Below are 15,471 nucleotides of genomic sequence, written 5' to 3' on the forward strand. Positions count from 1 at the left end.
TGGCACCTGGTCGCGATGTTCCCGCCCGCACCCCAGGCGATGATCGACCGCGGTTACGAGGACTTCGCCGAGCGCTGGAACCCGATCCTGGACGTCTTCGACGCCGAGGGCGTGCGGTTCGCCCACGAGGTCCATCCCAGCGAGATCGCCTACGACTACTGGACCACCCAGCGCGCCCTGGAGGCCGTGGGTCACCGGCCCGCGTTCGGCCTGAACTTCGACCCCTCCCATTTCGTGTGGCAGGACCTGGACCCGGTCGGCTTCCTCTACGACTTCCGCGAGCGGATCTACCACGTGGACTGCAAAGAGGCCCGCACACGTCTGGACGGCCGCAACGGCCGCCTGGGCTCCCACCTGGCCTGGGGCGATCCCCGCCGCGGCTGGGACTTCGTCTCCGCCGGCCACGGCGACGTCCCCTGGGAAGACGTCTTCCGCATGCTGCGCTCCATCGACTACCAGGGGCCTATCTCGGTCGAGTGGGAGGACGCCGGGATGGACCGGCTCCAGGGCGCCCCGGAAGCGCTGAAGAGTCTCAGGCGATACGACTTCGAGGCCCCCTCGGCCTCCTTCGACGCCGCATTCGGAGGCGGCGAGTAGCTCTCTCCGGCGAGGGTGCGCTGCGGCGGACTCTCTCCGGGCAGGGGTGTGCTCCGGCGGGGCGGTGGACTGCTTGCGGGGCGGTGGACCGGAGGGACGGCGGACCGGCGTTGCGCCGGGAGAGCCTGCTCCCGGCAGGGTTCCGTCCCCGTGACCTGGGCGCCTGGGCGCCGCCGCCGGCGCACCCCCTGAGCGAGCGAGGCGGTCGGGGCGCCGCACCCAGACCGCCCTCTTCACCTCCCGTCACGGCGATGCGCGCAGCACGCGCTCGACCGTCCGGGGGCCTGCGCACCACGTGTTCAAGGAGGCTGTTCATGTCCGCGTCCGTTTCCGTACCGCGGGTCGGAGTCCGGCCGATCGACGCCCGTGGGTCCGTCGCCACGACGGCCGTCGCAGGCTGCGCCGCCCTCACCGCGGGGCCGCACCCGCCGACAGGGCTGGTCACCGAGACGCCCCCCTGCACCGGCAGCGGACTGGCCGCCCTGGTGAGTACAGGCCCGGTCGACGCCGGTCGCTCCGGGGAGCAGCTGTGAGGGCGCGGGGGGCGATGACGTCGTACGGCTCGTCCGAGGCCGGCGGCCGGACGCAGCCGGAGCCCGCCGCACTCCCGTCGCCGCCGACGTCACCCCGCACAGGGCGACAGAAACGTATCCGCACAGGCCGCGTCAGCGTTCGCGTTCGCGCCCGCGCCTGGGCTGAACTCCTGCGCCTTCCGGCCCTGTTCACCGTGCCCGGCGACGCCCTCGCCGGTACGGCCGCGGTCTCCGCGCGCCCCACTCCCCGAACCCTCCTCGCCGTCGCCTCCTCCCTCTGCCTCTATGAGGCCGGCATGGCCCTCAACGACTGGGCCGACCGCGACGTGGACGCCGTGGAACGCCCGCACCGCCCTCTGCCCTCCGGCCGTATCCGTCCCGCGGCGGCCCTCGGCGCGGCCTGCGTCCTCACTGGCGCGGGCCTCTCCTTCGCGGCCTGGGCGGGGCGCCCGGCCCTCACCGTCGCGGTACCGCTGGCGGCCACCGTGTGGGCGTACGACCTTGGCCTGAAGAACACACCGCTCGGCCCGGCGGCGATGGCGACGGCACGGGGGCTGGATCTGCTGCTGGGGGCGTCCGCCTCGGCTGGGGGAGCGGGGGCGTCGGCGCCGGCCGGGGGAGCGCAGGCCCGGGCGGCGCGGAGGACGGGCGACGGCGGTGCCGCGCCGGTGCGCGGTGGCGGCGGTGCCGGTGTGCGCCACGTGGTGGGGGCGTTCGGGCAGGGCCGGTCGGCGGGTGCGTTCGGCGTGCGGGCTGGTGCGGCCGGAGACTCGCGAGCGGTCGGCGCGCGACAGAGGGCCGCTGCAGTCGGCGCCTGGGTCTCCGCCGTTGCCGACGAGGCGCGCGCGGCCTCCGCAGCGGCTGCCACACCGGTCGCCTTCCAGGGCATCCGGCAAGCCCTCCCCTCCGCCGCCCTCCTCGGCGCCCACACCCTCGCGCTCACGACCGTGTCCCGCAAGGAAGCGCAGGGCGGTTCATCCCTCGGCCCCTTGGCGGCACTGGCCACCACGGCCGCACTGACCCGCCTCGTGGCCCGGCCACGGCCGCTCCCGACGGACCGGACCGGCGAAGGCCGGAGCCCCGGCGAACCGCCCTCGCTCAAGCCCCGGACAAGCACGGCCCGTTCCTCCCCGTCAGGGCCCCTCACGCCCCCTCCCCGACGTGACTCCCGCCTCAGGATCCTCCACGACCCGCCCACCGCTCTCCGCGCCGCCCTCGCCACGGCCTACGCGGTCACCGCCGCGCGCCCTTACTTCCACGCTGCGCTCAACCCGTCACCCCCGCTCACCCAACGCGCCGTCACTGGCGGCATCCGGGCCACGATCCCTCTGCAGGCGGCCCTCACCGCCCGCTCGGGCACGAAGTCCGCGACACTCACCGCCCTCCTCACCACCGCCCTCGCCCCCCTGGCAACCCGCTTCGCGAGAAAGGTGAGCGTCACATGACGAGCCCCGCAATCACCCCCACCCCGCCCCCACCCACCCCCCGACTCCGCTTCGGCTACGGCACCAACGGTCTCGCCGACCTCCGTCTCGAAGACGCCCTCTCCCTCCTCGCCGACCTCGGTTACGACGGGCTCGGGCTGACGCTCGACCACATGCACCTCGACCCCCTCGCCCCCGACCTCGCCGCCCGCACCCGCCGCCTCGCGCAGCGGCTGGACGCGCTCGGGCTGACGGTCACCGTAGAGACGGGGGCCCGCTACGTGCTCGACCCGCGTCGCAAGCACGGCCCGTCCCTGCTCGACCCCGATACGGACGACCGCGCCCGCCGTGCCGACCTGCTGGTGCGGGCGGTCCAGGTCGCCGCCGACCTGGGGGCCCACGCCGTGCACTGCTTCAGCGGCGTCACCCCGGCCGGCACGGACCTGGACCTGGCCTGGAAGCGGCTCGCCGAGGCCCTCGCCCCGGTCCTGGAGGCGGCCACCACCGCCGGCGTTCCCCTCGCCGTCGAACCCGAACCGGGCCACCTCCTCGCCACCCTCGCCGACTTCCACCACCTCCGTAACGCCCTCGGCGACCCGCCGGCTCTCGGCCTCACCCTCGACATCGGGCACTGCCATTGCCTGGAACCCCGGTCACCCGCCGACTGCGTCCGCGCCGCGGGCCCCTGGCTGCGTCACGTCCAGATCGAGGACATGCGCCGAGGTGTCCACGAACACCTCCCTTTCGGCGACGGCGACATCGATTTCCCACCCGTCCTCGCCGCCCTGGCCGAGACCGGCTACCAGGGCCTGACCGTCGTCGAGCTGCCCCGCCACTCCCACGCGGGCCCCCACTTCGCCGAACTCTCCCTCCCCTTCCTCCGTCAGGCAGTGGCGCTCTCACAAGGAAGCACCCCATGACCCACTCCCAGGCACAGGCACAGGCCCACCAGGCAACCTCCCTGGCAGACACCCCGGAGGGTCCCGTCACCCCTGACTCCCGCACCCCGCTCACCGCCCTGCACCGCCACCTCACCGCCCGACTCGGCGAAGCCGCCCGTGCCTGGCTCGACCAGGCCCTCGACGAGGCCGCCGACCATCCCGGCACCCACGGCCCCATCTCCCCGTGGGAGTTGCGTCTTGCCGAGGCGGGACGCCGCTGCGGGCCCGAACACGCCGACGCCGTCCGCGTCCTGATCCTGCACGCGGCCCGCGCCGACACCGACGCCCTCACCCGCGTCTACGCCCAGGGCACCGCCGCCGAACGCCGAGCCGTCCTGCACGCCCTGCCCCACCTGGTGGCCGGCCCGCAGGCACTCCCGCTCGTCGAGGACGCCCTGCGCACCAACGACACCCGGCTCCTGGCCGCCGCCGTCGGCCCCTATGCCGCCCGCCACCTCGCCGCCCACCACTGGCGCCACGCCGTCCTGAAGTGCCTGTTCACCGGCGTGCCCGTCACCGAGGTGGCCGAACTGGACCGGCGCGCCCGGGCGGACGCCGAACTCGCGCGCATGCTCGGCGACTTCGCCGCCGAACGCACCGCCGCGGGCCGGTCCGTCCCCCAGGACCTGTACCGCGTCCTGACCCTGACCGACCCCGAGGCCGGCCCACCCGCACCGGCCACCCCACCCGCACCGGCCACCCCATCCGCACCGGCCACCCCACCACCCCCACCGGCCGCCGACCACGGCCCGAGCAACCCCGACGCCGCCCCCGGCGTCGACGGCAAGGAGTCCTGATGCGCATCTTCGACCCCCACATCCACATGACGTCACGGACCACCGACGACTACCAGGCCATGTACACCGCGGGAGTGCGCGCCGTGGTCGAGCCGTCCTTCTGGCTGGGCCAGCCCCGGACCTCGCCCGCCTCCTTTCTCGACTACTTCGACGCCCTGCTGGGCTGGGAGCCCTTCCGCGCCGCGCAGTACGGCATCGCCCACCACTGCACGCTCGCCCTGAACCCCAAGGAGGCCAACGACCCCCGCTGCACCCCGGTCCTCGACGAACTGCCCCGGTATCTCGTCAAGGACCAGGTCGTGGCCGTGGGCGAGATCGGCTACGACTCCATGACCCCGGCCGAGGACACCGCCCTCGCCGCCCAGCTCCAGCTCGCCGCCGACCACGGACTGCCCGCGCTCGTCCACACCCCGCACCGCGACAAGCTCGTGGGCCTGCGCCGCACCCTCGACGTCGTCCGCGAGTCCCGCCTTCCGACCGACCGGGTCCTGGTCGACCACCTCAACGAGACCACCGTCAAGGAGGCCAAGGACAGCGGCTGCTGGCTCGGTTTCTCCGTCTACCCGGACACCAAGATGGACGAGGAGCGGATGGTGGCGATCCTGCGCACCTACGGCCCCGAGCAGGTCCTGGTGAACTCGGCCGCCGACTGGGGCCGCAGCGACCCCCTCAAGACCCGCAAGGTCGGCGACCTCATGCTCGCCGAGGGCTTCAGCGAGGACGACGTCGACCGGGTGCTGTGGCGCAACCCCGTCGCCTTCTACGGCCTCAGCGGCCGCCTCGACCTCGACGTCCCGGTCACCGACGTCACCCACGAGGGCAACTCCATCCTGCGCGGACCGCAGAAGACGGAGGCGTGAGCGATGCGCTTCCGCCACCCCGACGGCACCACGGTCCACCTCGCCTACTGCACCAACGTCCACCCCGCCGAAACCCTCGACGGCGTCCTCACCCAGCTCCGCGACCACTGCGAACCGGTCCGCCGCCGCCTCGGCCGCGACCGCCTCGGTATCGGCCTGTGGCTGGCCCGCGACGCCGCCCACGCCCTGGTCACCGACCCCTCCGCACTGCGCGAGCTGCGCACCGAACTCGACCGCCGCGGCCTGGAGGTCGTCACCCTCAACGGCTTCCCCTACGAGGGCTTCGGCGCCGAAAAGGTCAAGTACCGCGTCTACAAACCGGACTGGACCGACCCCGAACGCCTCGAACACACCACCGCCCTGGCCCGCGTCCTGACCGGACTGCTGCCCGACGACGTCACCGAGGGCAGCATCTCCACCCTCCCGCTCGCCTGGCGCACCGGCTACGACGAAGCGGACGCCGAGAAGGCGCGCACCGCCCTGCTCACGCTCGCCGAACGTCTCGACGCCCTCCACGAACTGACCGGCCGCTCCATCCGCGTCGGCCTCGAACCGGAACCCGGCTGCGTCGTCGAGACCACCGGCGACGCAATCGCCCCGCTGACCGCGATCGCCCACGACCGCATCGGCATCTGCGTCGACACCTGTCACCTCGCCACCTCCTTCGAGGACCCGCACACCGCCCTGGAGGCGCTCACCACCGCCCGCGTCCCCGTCGTCAAGTCCCAGCTCTCCGCGGCCCTGCACGCCGAACACCCGCACCTCCCCGAGGTCCGCGAGGCACTCGCCGCCTTCGACGAACCCCGCTTCCTGCACCAGACCCGCACGGCCACCGCCGCCGGTCTGCGCGGCACCGACGACCTCGGCGCAGCCCTCGCCGCGGACGCCCTGCCCGACGGCGCACCCTGGCGCGCCCACTTCCACGTCCCCCTGCACGCGGCCCCCGCCGCACCCCTCACCTCCACACTCCCGGTGCTCCAGAGCGTTCTGGCCCGGCTCGTCGGCGGCCCGCACCCCCTCACCCGCCACCTCGAGGTCGAGACCTACACCTGGCAGGCCCTCCCACCCGCACTGCGCCCGCGCGCCCGCACCCAACTGGCCGACGGCATCGCCGCCGAACTCACCCTCGCCCGCGACCTGCTGACCGACCTCGGCCTCAAGGAGCTGCCATGAGCCCCCAGCCCCCGCATGCCGCACCGGCACCGGCCGCCACCGGCCCACAGCCCTCCGCCGCCCGACCCACCCCCCTCCTCGTCCTGGACGTCGTCGGTCTCACCCCCCGGCTCCTGCACCACATGCCCCACCTCAAGTCCCTCGCCCAGTCCGGCTCCCACGCCCCGCTCGGCACTGTCCTGCCCGCCGTCACCTGCGCCGCCCAGTCCACCTTCCTCACCGGCGCCCACCCCAGCGAGCACGGCATCGTCGGCAACGGCTGGTACTTCCGCGAGCTCGGCGACGTACTCCTGTGGCGGCAGCACAACGGTCTCGTGGCCGGCGACAAGCTCTGGGACGCCGCCCGCCGCGCCCACCCCGGCTACACCGTCGCCAACATCTGCTGGTGGTACGCCATGGGCGCCGACACCGACTTCACCGTCACCCCCCGCCCCGTCTACTACGCCGACGGCCGCAAGGAACCCGACAGCTACACCCGGCCCCCGGCCCTGCACGACGAACTCACCGACCGACTCGGCACCTTCCCCCTCTTCCACTTCTGGGGCCCGGGCGCGGACCTGGTCTCCAGTCAGTGGATCATCGACGCCACCCGCCACATCATGGGCACCCGCCACCCCGACCTGACGCTCTGCTACCTCCCTCATCTCGACTACGACCTCCAGCGCTTCGGCCCCGACGACCCGCGCTCCCTGAAAGCCGCCGCCGATCTGGACCGGGCGCTGGCCCCGCTCCTGGACGACGCCCGCGCGGAGGGCCGTACCGTCGTGGCGCTGTCCGAGTACGGCATCACCCGCGCGGACCGCCCCGTCGACATCAACCGGGCCCTGCGCCGCGCCGGACTCCTGGAGGTGCACACGCAGGACGGCATGGAGTACCTCGACCCGATGGCCTCCCGCGCCTTCGCGGTCGCCGACCACCAGATCGCGCACGTCTACGTGCGCCGCCCCGAGGACCTGGACGCCACCCGCGCCGCGCTCGACGGACTGCCCGGCCTGGAGCAAGTCCTCGACGACGAGGGCAAGAAGGCCCATCACCTCGACCACCCGCGCGCCGGCGAACTCGTCGCCGTCGCGGAACCGGACGCCTGGTTCACGTACTACTACTGGCTCGACGACGACCGCGCGCCCGACTTCGCGCAGCTGGTCGAGATACACCGCAAACCCGGCTACGACCCGGTCGAACTGTTCATGGACCCGCTCGACCCCTACGTCAAGGTCAAGGCGGCCACCGCGCTGGCCCGCAAGAAACTCGGACTGCGCTACCGCATGGCGGTGGTGCCCCTCGACCCGTCACCTATTCGCGGCAGCCACGGCCGCCTCCCCGAGAGCGACGACGACGGTCCGCTCCTCATCTGCTCCACCCCCCGCGCCGTCGACGACCGCATCGCGGCCACCGACGTGAAGTCGCTCCTGCTCCGACTGGCCGGGCTCACCTGACCGTCGGACTTTCCCGGCTGGTTCTCAGTGAAGCACCCACCACTGACAACACCCCCCACCCCGAGGAGACCCAGACATGAGCCGCATGTCCCGGCCAGACCCCGAACTCACCCACCGCCTCAGCAGACGAGGGATGCTCGGCGTGGCCGCGGGCGCCACCGCCGCCGCGCTGCTGGGCGCCGCGGCCTCCCCGGCCGGCGCCGCCCCCACCGCCCCGAACGGCACCGCAGTCGCGAACGGCACCGAGGCCGCGACCGGCGCCACAGGCCACGGCCGAGGCCGCCCCGTGCTGCCCCCCGGCCGCCTCGGCATCCAGCTCTACAGCCTCCGCGACAAGGTCTCCACCCTCGGCTTCGCGCCCGTCTTCGCCGAGCTGGAGAAGTACGGCTACGACGAGGTCGAGTTCGCCGGCTACACCCAGGGCTCCGCCGGACCCATCACCCTCGACCGGCTCAGGCGACTGGCCCGCGACCACGGTCTGAACCCGATCGGCAGCCACGTCGGCTACTACGCGGACGACCCGAACGCCTACACCTTCGCCCAGAACCTCACCAAGGTCCTCGACGACGCCCAGACCCTCGGCCTCAAGCACATCGGCACCGCCTCGGGCCCCTTCCGCTACGGCTCGACCGTCGACGCGTGGAAGCGCGCCGCCGAGGAGTTCAACACCTACGGGGCGGCGGCGAAGGCGCGCGGCATGAAGTTCTACCAGCACAACCACTCCGAGGAGTTCTCCTTCGCCACCGACAACCCCAAGGTCCGCCTCTACGACGTGCTGCTCAGGGAGACCGACCCCGACCTGGTGTTCCTGGAGATGGACATCTTCTGGGCGTACTCGGGCCAGTTCCGCTTCTCCCGGCGGCCAGACGGCACCCCCGCACCCTTCGAGCCCCTCGACTACGTGCTCAGGCAGCCCCACCGCTACCCGCTCTTCCACGTCAAGGACGGTGTCAGCGACCCCTCGAACACCTACGGCTACCGGATGACCGACGTGGGCGACGGCGACATCGACTACCGGAGGTTCATCTCCGCCGTGACCCGGCTGCGGGGCGAACGCCTGGCCCACCACTGGCAGGCCGAGCACGACGAGCCCACCGAGTCCTTCACGTTCGCCCGACGCTCCAGCGCCCACCTGCACTCGCTGCGGGAGACATGCTGACCGTGGACGACCGGGGCGGGACCCCGAGGGCGCAGGGGGCGCTCCCCGCCGGTCGGGGTCCCGCCGTCGTGTAGACGGGCAGGCCGGCCGGCCCCGGACCGCCGCGGCGGCCGTCAGGGCGAGCCGGCGTACACCCGCGTACACGTTCATGGAGTGCCCGCACGCACCGCCGGACGGGGCCCGAGGGCCCGGTCCGGCGCACGGCGGGAACGGCAGCGGCACATGGGCCCCCGGCCCCGTCGAGGACCCGTTGGCACCATGGGCCCCCGGCCCGGTCGAGGACCCGTTCGGCTGCGCCGAGCCGGTCGGGGAGGCTCGTGAGACCACCGGGTTCGACATGGACCGGGGGAGTGTCGCGGACGAGTCGCCGGGGCGCCGCGGGCACCGCGCCGAAGCTCGCCCTGCCGGACGGGCCGCGGGAGGAGGCCGTACGACCGCTCCCGGCCACGAGTGTGCCAGGAAGGGACGGGACACCTCGGCCTCGGACGGGGCTCGCCTGCGTCTCTCGTCCCATGGCCGCCCTCAGCTCCGCATCGCCGCGGCCGGCGACTTCTCGATGCGGATCGCGGCGGCCTCGAACTCCGCCGCCCCCGCGATCGGACAACGAGCCCTGGCCACGGACTCGTTGCCGTCCGTCCCGTTCGACGGCCCGGTCATGAACGCCAGGCCCGGACGCAGCGCCGGGTCCACCCACACCGGTGCCGTCGTCGCGCCTCGCCGGGTCACCACCCGCACTTCCTCGCCGACCACCACGCCGTAGCGCTCGGCGTCCTCCGGACTCAGCTCGACGCACTCCGCCCGCCGCAGCGGCGAGGTCGAACCGCCCTTCTGGAGGCGGGGGTTGTGCGCGTCAAGGCGACATCCCTTGGTCAGCCGAAGCGGATACCGCTCGTCCGTCAGATCGACCGGCGGGGGCTGCTCGACGAGTTGGAAGGGCGTACGGCCGTCACGACCGCCCTGTCCGCGCCCGACGAGCAGCTCCAGGTTGTTCCATGCGTGGACGCAGTCCTCGCCGATGCCCGGAGGCAGCCCCGGTTCGTCGCGCGCCCAGGACCGCGCCAACTCTCTTATGGACGCGGCCGGTACGCCCGTCACCTTCACCGCGAGCGACAGCGTCCACGGTTCGACGAGCTCGCGGTACTCCTCGAAACCCGAAGTGGACCGCTGGATGAACTCAAGGTCGGCCAGGCCCGCTTGGATGATGTCCCGACCGACCGCATGAGCCATCGGGACGGCGGAGCCGATGTTCTGCTGAGCCCAGCTGCCGTACCCGTGAACATGCGTGCTCAGTTCCGTCATGCGGCGGACCGGAGGGCGAGGAGGTCGGAGAGGGCGTGGACCGTGCGCAGGGTGGGCACGTCCACCCCGGTGATCTCCGCCAGCTCGATCACGGCGGTGAGCAGGACGTCGAGTTCGAGGGGCTTTCCGCGCTCCAGGTCCTGGAGCGTGGACGTGCGGTGGTCGCCGACGCGTTCGGCGCCGGCCAGGCGCCGCTCGATGGAGACGCCGACCGTGCAGCCGAGGGCCTCGGCTACCGCGAGCGTCTCGGCCATCATCGTCTCGATGACCTTGCGGGTGCCGCCGTGCAGGCACATCTGCCGCATGGTTGCGCGGGCCAGTGCGCTGATCGGGTTGAAGGAGATGTTCCCGAGCAGCTTGAGCCAGATGTCGTCGCGCAGGTTCGCCTCGACCGGAGCCTTCAGGCCGCCCAGCCGCATGGCCTCACTGAACGCGCGACACCTCTCGGAGAGGCTGCGGTCGGGCTCCCCGATGGAGAACCGGGTGCCTTCCAGGTGTCGCACCACACCCGGGGCTTCGAGCTCGGTGGCGGCGTAGACGACACATCCGATGGCCCGGGAGGGCGCGAGCACCGCACTGACCGCACCCGCGGGGTCGACGCTCTCGATGCGGTGGCCGTCATGGGGGCCGCCGTGCCGGTGGAAGTACCACCAGGGAATGCCGTTCTGGGCGGCGATGACGGCGGTGGTGTCGTGGAGAAGGGGCTCGATGAGCGGCCCGCACGCCGCGTACGAGTTGGCCTTCAGGCCGAGGAAGACGTAGTCGACCGGGCCGATCTCGGCCGGGTCGTCGGTGGCGTGGACAGGGGCGGTGAAGTCACCGCGGGGGCTGAGGACCTGGACGCCCTGCCCGCGCATCGCCGCCAGGTGGGGGCCACGGGCGACGAGGTGCACATCCGCGCCGCCACGGTGCAGGGCCGCACCTACGTATGCGCCGATCGCACCGGCGCCGAGAACTGCGACTTTCATGACGAGGAAGCTCCGTTCGGTGAGGGTGACCGAGGAACTGTCGACTTTGTCGACTGGATATTGTCTACAGGATGGAGTTGGAGGTCAGCAAGACTCGTGAAGCAGTTGTGCGCCGTAGACTGTAGGCGAAAGCCAATCGACAGTCGGCGCTCAGCTACAGCTGCGACGCTGTACAGGAGGGACCGCGATGTTGCCGACCACAGGACTGCCCTACGGCACCGTGCCCAGGCTCGAGCGCCCAGGACCCCTGCGTGATCGTGTGTACGGGGCGTTGTTGGAGTTGATCACGACGCGTGCGCTTCAGCCTGGTCAGCATTTGGTGGAGAGTGAGCTGGCGGGGCATTTGGGGGTGTCGCGGCAGCCGGTGCGGGAGGCGTTGCAGCGGTTGAACACCGAGGGGTGGGTGGATCTGCGGCCGGCTCAGGGTGCGTTTGTGCATGAGCCGACGGATGCGGAGGCGGATCAGCTTCTGACGGTACGGACGTTGTTGGAGGCTGAGGCGGCGCGGTTGGCGGCTGTGAACGCGGGCAGTGCCGGTGTCGCTGCGCTGGAGGCTCTGTGTGCCGAGGGGGAGAAGGCTGTCGCCGCGGATGATGTGGATGCCGCGGTCGCTCTGAATGCCCGTTTCCATGCGAAGGTCATGGAGTTGGCGGGTAATGCGGTGCTGGCGGAGTTGGCGGGGCAGGTGGATCGTCGGGTGCGGTGGTATTACACGCCGATCGCCCGTCAGCGTGGCCGGCAGTCCTGGATCGAGCACCGGGAGCTGATCGCCGCCATCACCGACCGCGACGAACAACGCGCCACCGCCGTCATGCGGCAACACACCGAGCACACCCGGGAGATGTACCACCAGCGCGAGAAGTAGCCCGCGCGGAGCAACCGGCAGGCCGGATCAGGCGGCCCTTCCCCGGCCAACGGCAAGGGGAGGGGCCGCCTGATGTCCGAACGACTCGCCCGATGTCCGAACGGCTCGCCTGATGTCCGAACGGCCCTGCTCAGGCCGCGGGTTGTGGCTGGGGCACCCCCGCACGGCTCCTGGGCCGACCCGGCTGCCGCAGCAGCAGAGCGATCCCCGCCGCGAGCATCGAGGTGGCGCCGGCCAGTGCGTACGCGCCGTCGTAACCCCACGCCGCGACGACCATCGAACCGAGCCCGCCGCCGAACAGACCGCTGATCAGCTTGCCGCTGTACACCAGCCCGTAGTTGGAGGCGTTGAAGTTCTCCCCGAAGTAGTCCGGGGTGAGCGCCGCGAACAGCGGGTAGAACGCGCCGCCGCCGAACCCGGACAGGAACGCGAAGAACAGGAACAGCGACTCGCTCCTGACGTCACCCGCCCAGATCACACCGAACTGCGCGAGCCCCAGGACGACGATCACGAACACCAGCGTGGACTTCCGGCCCCACTTGTCGGACAGCCAGCCCACGACCCCGCGCCCGACGCCGTTGATGACCGCCATGACACCCATCGACGAGGCCGCCACCAGCGGGCCGAAGCCCACCTCCTTCGCGTAGTCGACCTGGAAGGAGATCCCGAAGATCGACACTCCCGCGGTCATCACGAGGGCGATCCACATGAGCGGGAGCATGCCGGTCCTGACGGCCTCCTTCGGCGTGAACTGCCGTACCGCGGGAGGATTCTTGGCGAGTGCGACGGCGCCCTTGCCGTCGCCGCCGTAGGTGAGCGGGTCGATGTCCGCGGGCCACCAGTTCTTCGGCGGGTCCTTGAAGAAGAACGCGCACCCCACGACCACGATCAGGATGTAGCAGCCGATGAGGTCCAGGACACGGTGGTAGTTCGCCGTGTCGAAGCCGTAGTTGAAGATGAAGATGAAGGGCAGTGACCCGTACGCGAAGCCGCCGTTGACGAACCCGGTCCTGGCGCCCCGGCGTTCGGGGAACCACTTGCCGACCATGTTGATGCAGGTCGCGTAGACCAGCCCGGCGCCGATTCCTCCGACGACGCCGAATCCCAGGATCGCCAGCCAGACGTTGTCCAGGTGTGACAGGGCGAGGAACCCGACCAGGCACATGCCCGAGCCGGTGTACATGGCCTTGCGGGCGGTCAGGACGCCCTTCTCCCGCAGCCAGCCCGCCGGGAAGGCGATGCCGGCCTGGAAGAAGACCCAGACGCTGAGGATCCAGAAGGTGTTGCTCTGCGTCCAGCCGTGGGCGTGGGACAGGGTGTCCTCGGCCGAGCCGTACGCGTACTCGAAGACGCTGATGGCCATCATGGTGATCCAGGGCAGATACACCATGAGCTTGCGCGAGTGGCCGAGGATGTCCCGGTCGGTCTCGCCGAAGCGGTAGACGCGGCCGTTCGCGTCGGTCACTTCTCGGTAGGGACGATGTGCGGCGGAGTGTGCGGTCTGGTCGGTGTCGCTGCGTGCTGCGTACGGATCTGCCGTCATGTCAGGCCATTTCCTCGCCGAGCGGTTGCGGGTTGGGTACGGTCCTGCGGCTGGACTGGGGCCTGCCGGGCGCCTTGAGGAACAGTGCGAGGACCGCGGACGCCAGGCCGATCGAGCCGGCCAGGACGAACGCGCCCTGGTAGTCCCAGGCGCCGACCACGATCGAGCCCACACCGGAGCCCACGAGGCCCGAGATGAGCTTCGAGCTGTAGACCATGCCGTAGTTGGAGGCGTTGTTGTTCTCACCGAAGTAGTCCGCGGTCATCGCGGCGAACAGCGGGAAGATCGCGCCGCCGCCGAAACCGGAGACCATGGAGCAGAAGAGGAAGAACGGCATACTGCCCATCTGGCCCGAGACCAGCACCCCGAACTGGGCGGTGCCCAGCACCAGACACACGATGATCAGGGTGTTGCGGCGCCCGAACTTGTCGGAGATCCAGCCGATCACACCGCGCCCGGTGCCGTTGACGATCGCCTTCAGCGACATCGCCGTGGCGACGATCCCGCCCGCGAAGCCCATGTCCTTGCCGAACGGCACCTGGAAGGCGATACCGAAGATGTTGATGCCGGCCGTGCACAGCAGACAGAACCACATCATCCACAGGACGGGTGTGCGCGCGGCCTCCCTCGGGGTGTACTGCTTGACCGCCGGCGGGTTCTTCTCCAGCGCCCGCCGGATCTTCGGGTCGTCGGTCATCCTCAGCGGGTCGACGTGCGGCGGCCACCAGTTCTTCGGCGGGTCCTTGAAGAACCAGCCCGCGAACGCCACCACGGAACAGCAGACCAGGCCGACCGTCACCAGGACGCCCTTGTAGTTGCTCAGGTCCATGTACGAGGTGAACAGGAAGACGAAGGGCACCGAGCCGTAGGCGAAACCGCCGTTGACCATGCCGGTCTTGCCGCCCTTGCGCTCCGGATACCACTTGCCGACCATGTTCACGCAGGTCGCGTAGACAAGACCGGCACCGATACCGCTGCACACACCGAAGCCCAGGTAGGCGACGATCACGTTCGGTGCGAACGCGAGCGAGAGATAGCCGAGGACGGTGCCCAGCGCGCCCAGCATCATCGCGTAGCGGGCCGGAAGCCTGCCGCTCTCCCTGAGCTGCCCGGCCGGGAAGGCCACGGCCGCCTGGAAGAAGACCCAGACACCCATCAGCCAGAAGATGTGCCCACTGCTCCACAGATGCGCCTCGTGCAGTGTGTCCTCGGCCGACGTGAACGCGTACTCCGAGGAACTGATGCCCAGCATGCCCATCCACGGGAAGAGCACCATGGTCCATCGTGGCCGTCCCATGATGTTCCGGTCGGTCTCACCGATCCGGTACACGCGGCCGTTGCGGTCCGTCACCTCCCTGAAGGCGGCGGACGACGAGTAGTCGAGTGTCGTCATAGTCTTCAAGCACTCCTTGCGTCGAAAGATCTGGCCAGCGCCCCCTGTCCAAATGCCTTTCGTGCGCGCACGGATCCCGGGGTTCGCCGACGCGCACCGCCGCCGGACCCCGTGCTCAGTCACGTCATGGACCACCGCCCGACCGGCCGTGGACATGGCTCCGGTTCACCACGTCAGATCACCCCGCCCGACTTCAGCAGCCGCAACTCCTCGTCGCCGAGACCCAGTTCGCCGATGTAGATCTCCTGGTTGTGCTGGCCGAGGAGGGGTGGGGTGGTGATGGTGGTGGGGGAGTCGGAGAGCTTGAGGGGGTTGCCGACGGTGGTGAAGGTGCCGCGTTCGGGATGCTCGACCTCGACGATCATGCCGTTGGCCGCGAGGGAGGCATCCTCGATGATCTCCCGGGTGGACAGGATCGGCCCGCACGGAATGGTGTGCCGGTTGAGCTCCTCCAGCACCCGCCACTTCGGCAGCGCCGCCGTC

Annotated in this window: 13 protein-coding genes and 2 pseudogenes; 10 read left to right on the plus strand and 5 right to left on the minus strand. The window is 71.2% G+C overall.

Annotated elements, in window-relative coordinates; translation table 11 throughout:
• The 9 genes and pseudogenes from H295_RS0142195 to H295_RS0142235 form a co-directional block, all read left to right on the plus strand.
• Positions 1-597: sugar phosphate isomerase/epimerase family protein (locus tag H295_RS0142195; RefSeq protein WP_020141403.1), on the plus strand; the 597-nt coding region annotated here is incomplete at its 5' end.
• A 314-nt stretch (positions 598-911) separates the two neighbouring features.
• A pseudogene (locus tag H295_RS0142200) lies at positions 912-1,082 on the plus strand (myo-inositol-1-phosphate synthase); the annotation flags it as partial.
• 242 nt (positions 1,083-1,324) lie between these two features.
• On the plus strand, positions 1,325-2,575 hold the full coding sequence (locus tag H295_RS0142205) for an SCO3242 family prenyltransferase (RefSeq protein WP_020141405.1): 1,251 nt from the start codon (positions 1,325-1,327) through the stop codon (positions 2,573-2,575).
• Complete coding sequence (locus tag H295_RS0142210) at positions 2,572-3,474, plus strand: sugar phosphate isomerase/epimerase family protein (protein WP_020141406.1); 903 nt, start codon at positions 2,572-2,574, stop codon at positions 3,472-3,474. Before H295_RS0142205 ends, H295_RS0142210 begins: the two co-directional genes overlap by 4 nt.
• Complete coding sequence (locus tag H295_RS0142215; RefSeq protein WP_020141407.1) at positions 3,471-4,292, plus strand: EboA domain-containing protein; 822 nt, start codon at positions 3,471-3,473, stop codon at positions 4,290-4,292. The genes H295_RS0142210 and H295_RS0142215 overlap by 4 nt, the downstream gene beginning before the upstream one ends.
• Positions 4,292-5,152: a TatD family hydrolase gene (locus H295_RS0142220; RefSeq protein ID WP_020141408.1), complete on the plus strand. Its 861-nt coding sequence runs from the start codon at positions 4,292-4,294 to the stop codon at positions 5,150-5,152. The genes H295_RS0142215 and H295_RS0142220 overlap by 1 nt, the downstream gene beginning before the upstream one ends.
• Before the next feature lie 3 nt (positions 5,153-5,155).
• Complete coding sequence (gene eboE, locus H295_RS0142225) at positions 5,156-6,325, plus strand: metabolite traffic protein EboE (protein WP_020141409.1); 1,170 nt, start codon at positions 5,156-5,158, stop codon at positions 6,323-6,325.
• Positions 6,322-7,761: a nucleotide pyrophosphatase/phosphodiesterase family protein gene (locus H295_RS0142230; RefSeq protein WP_020141410.1), complete on the plus strand. Its 1,440-nt coding sequence runs from the start codon at positions 6,322-6,324 to the stop codon at positions 7,759-7,761. The genes eboE and H295_RS0142230 overlap by 4 nt, the downstream gene beginning before the upstream one ends.
• A gap of 76 nt (positions 7,762-7,837) precedes the next feature.
• A complete protein-coding gene (locus H295_RS0142235; protein ID WP_028810259.1) occupies positions 7,838-8,920 on the plus strand; it encodes a sugar phosphate isomerase/epimerase family protein in 1,083 nt (360 codons plus the stop codon).
• A 522-nt stretch (positions 8,921-9,442) separates the two neighbouring features.
• Here H295_RS0142235 and H295_RS48835 read toward each other — a convergent pair.
• A pseudogene (locus H295_RS48835) lies at positions 9,443-9,871 on the minus strand (molybdopterin dinucleotide binding domain-containing protein); the annotation flags it as partial.
• Positions 9,872-10,215: 344 nt separating this feature from the next.
• Positions 10,216-11,187: a 2-dehydropantoate 2-reductase gene (locus H295_RS0142245; protein ID WP_020141413.1), complete on the minus strand. Its 972-nt coding sequence runs from the start codon at positions 11,185-11,187 to the stop codon at positions 10,216-10,218.
• A 190-nt stretch (positions 11,188-11,377) separates the two neighbouring features.
• On the opposite strand from H295_RS0142245, the gene H295_RS0142250 reads away from it, so the two are divergent.
• Positions 11,378-12,052 carry a GntR family transcriptional regulator gene (locus tag H295_RS0142250; RefSeq protein WP_028810260.1) on the plus strand — a complete coding sequence of 225 codons (675 nt, stop codon included), beginning with the start codon at positions 11,378-11,380 and terminating at the stop codon, positions 12,050-12,052.
• A 130-nt stretch (positions 12,053-12,182) separates the two neighbouring features.
• On the opposite strand, the gene H295_RS0142255 is transcribed toward H295_RS0142250, so the two are convergent.
• The 3 genes from H295_RS0142255 to H295_RS0142265 all read right to left on the minus strand — a co-directional run.
• The gene (locus H295_RS0142255) at positions 12,183-13,595 is read right to left on the minus strand and encodes an OFA family MFS transporter (RefSeq protein WP_020141415.1); all 1,413 of its coding nucleotides are present in this window, start codon (positions 13,593-13,595) and stop codon (positions 12,183-12,185) included.
• A 1-nt stretch (position 13,596) separates the two neighbouring features.
• Entirely contained in the window at positions 13,597-14,988 is a 1,392-nt protein-coding gene (locus H295_RS0142260; protein ID WP_020141416.1) for an OFA family MFS transporter, read from the minus strand.
• Positions 14,989-15,161: 173 nt separating this feature from the next.
• On the minus strand, positions 15,162-15,471 hold a 310-nt coding region (locus H295_RS0142265), incomplete at its 5' end, for a CoA transferase (protein WP_028810261.1).

It is taken from the genome of Streptomyces sp. 351MFTsu5.1 (assembly GCF_000383655.1).
Lineage (GTDB): Bacteria > Actinomycetota > Actinomycetes > Streptomycetales > Streptomycetaceae > Streptomyces > Streptomyces griseorubiginosus.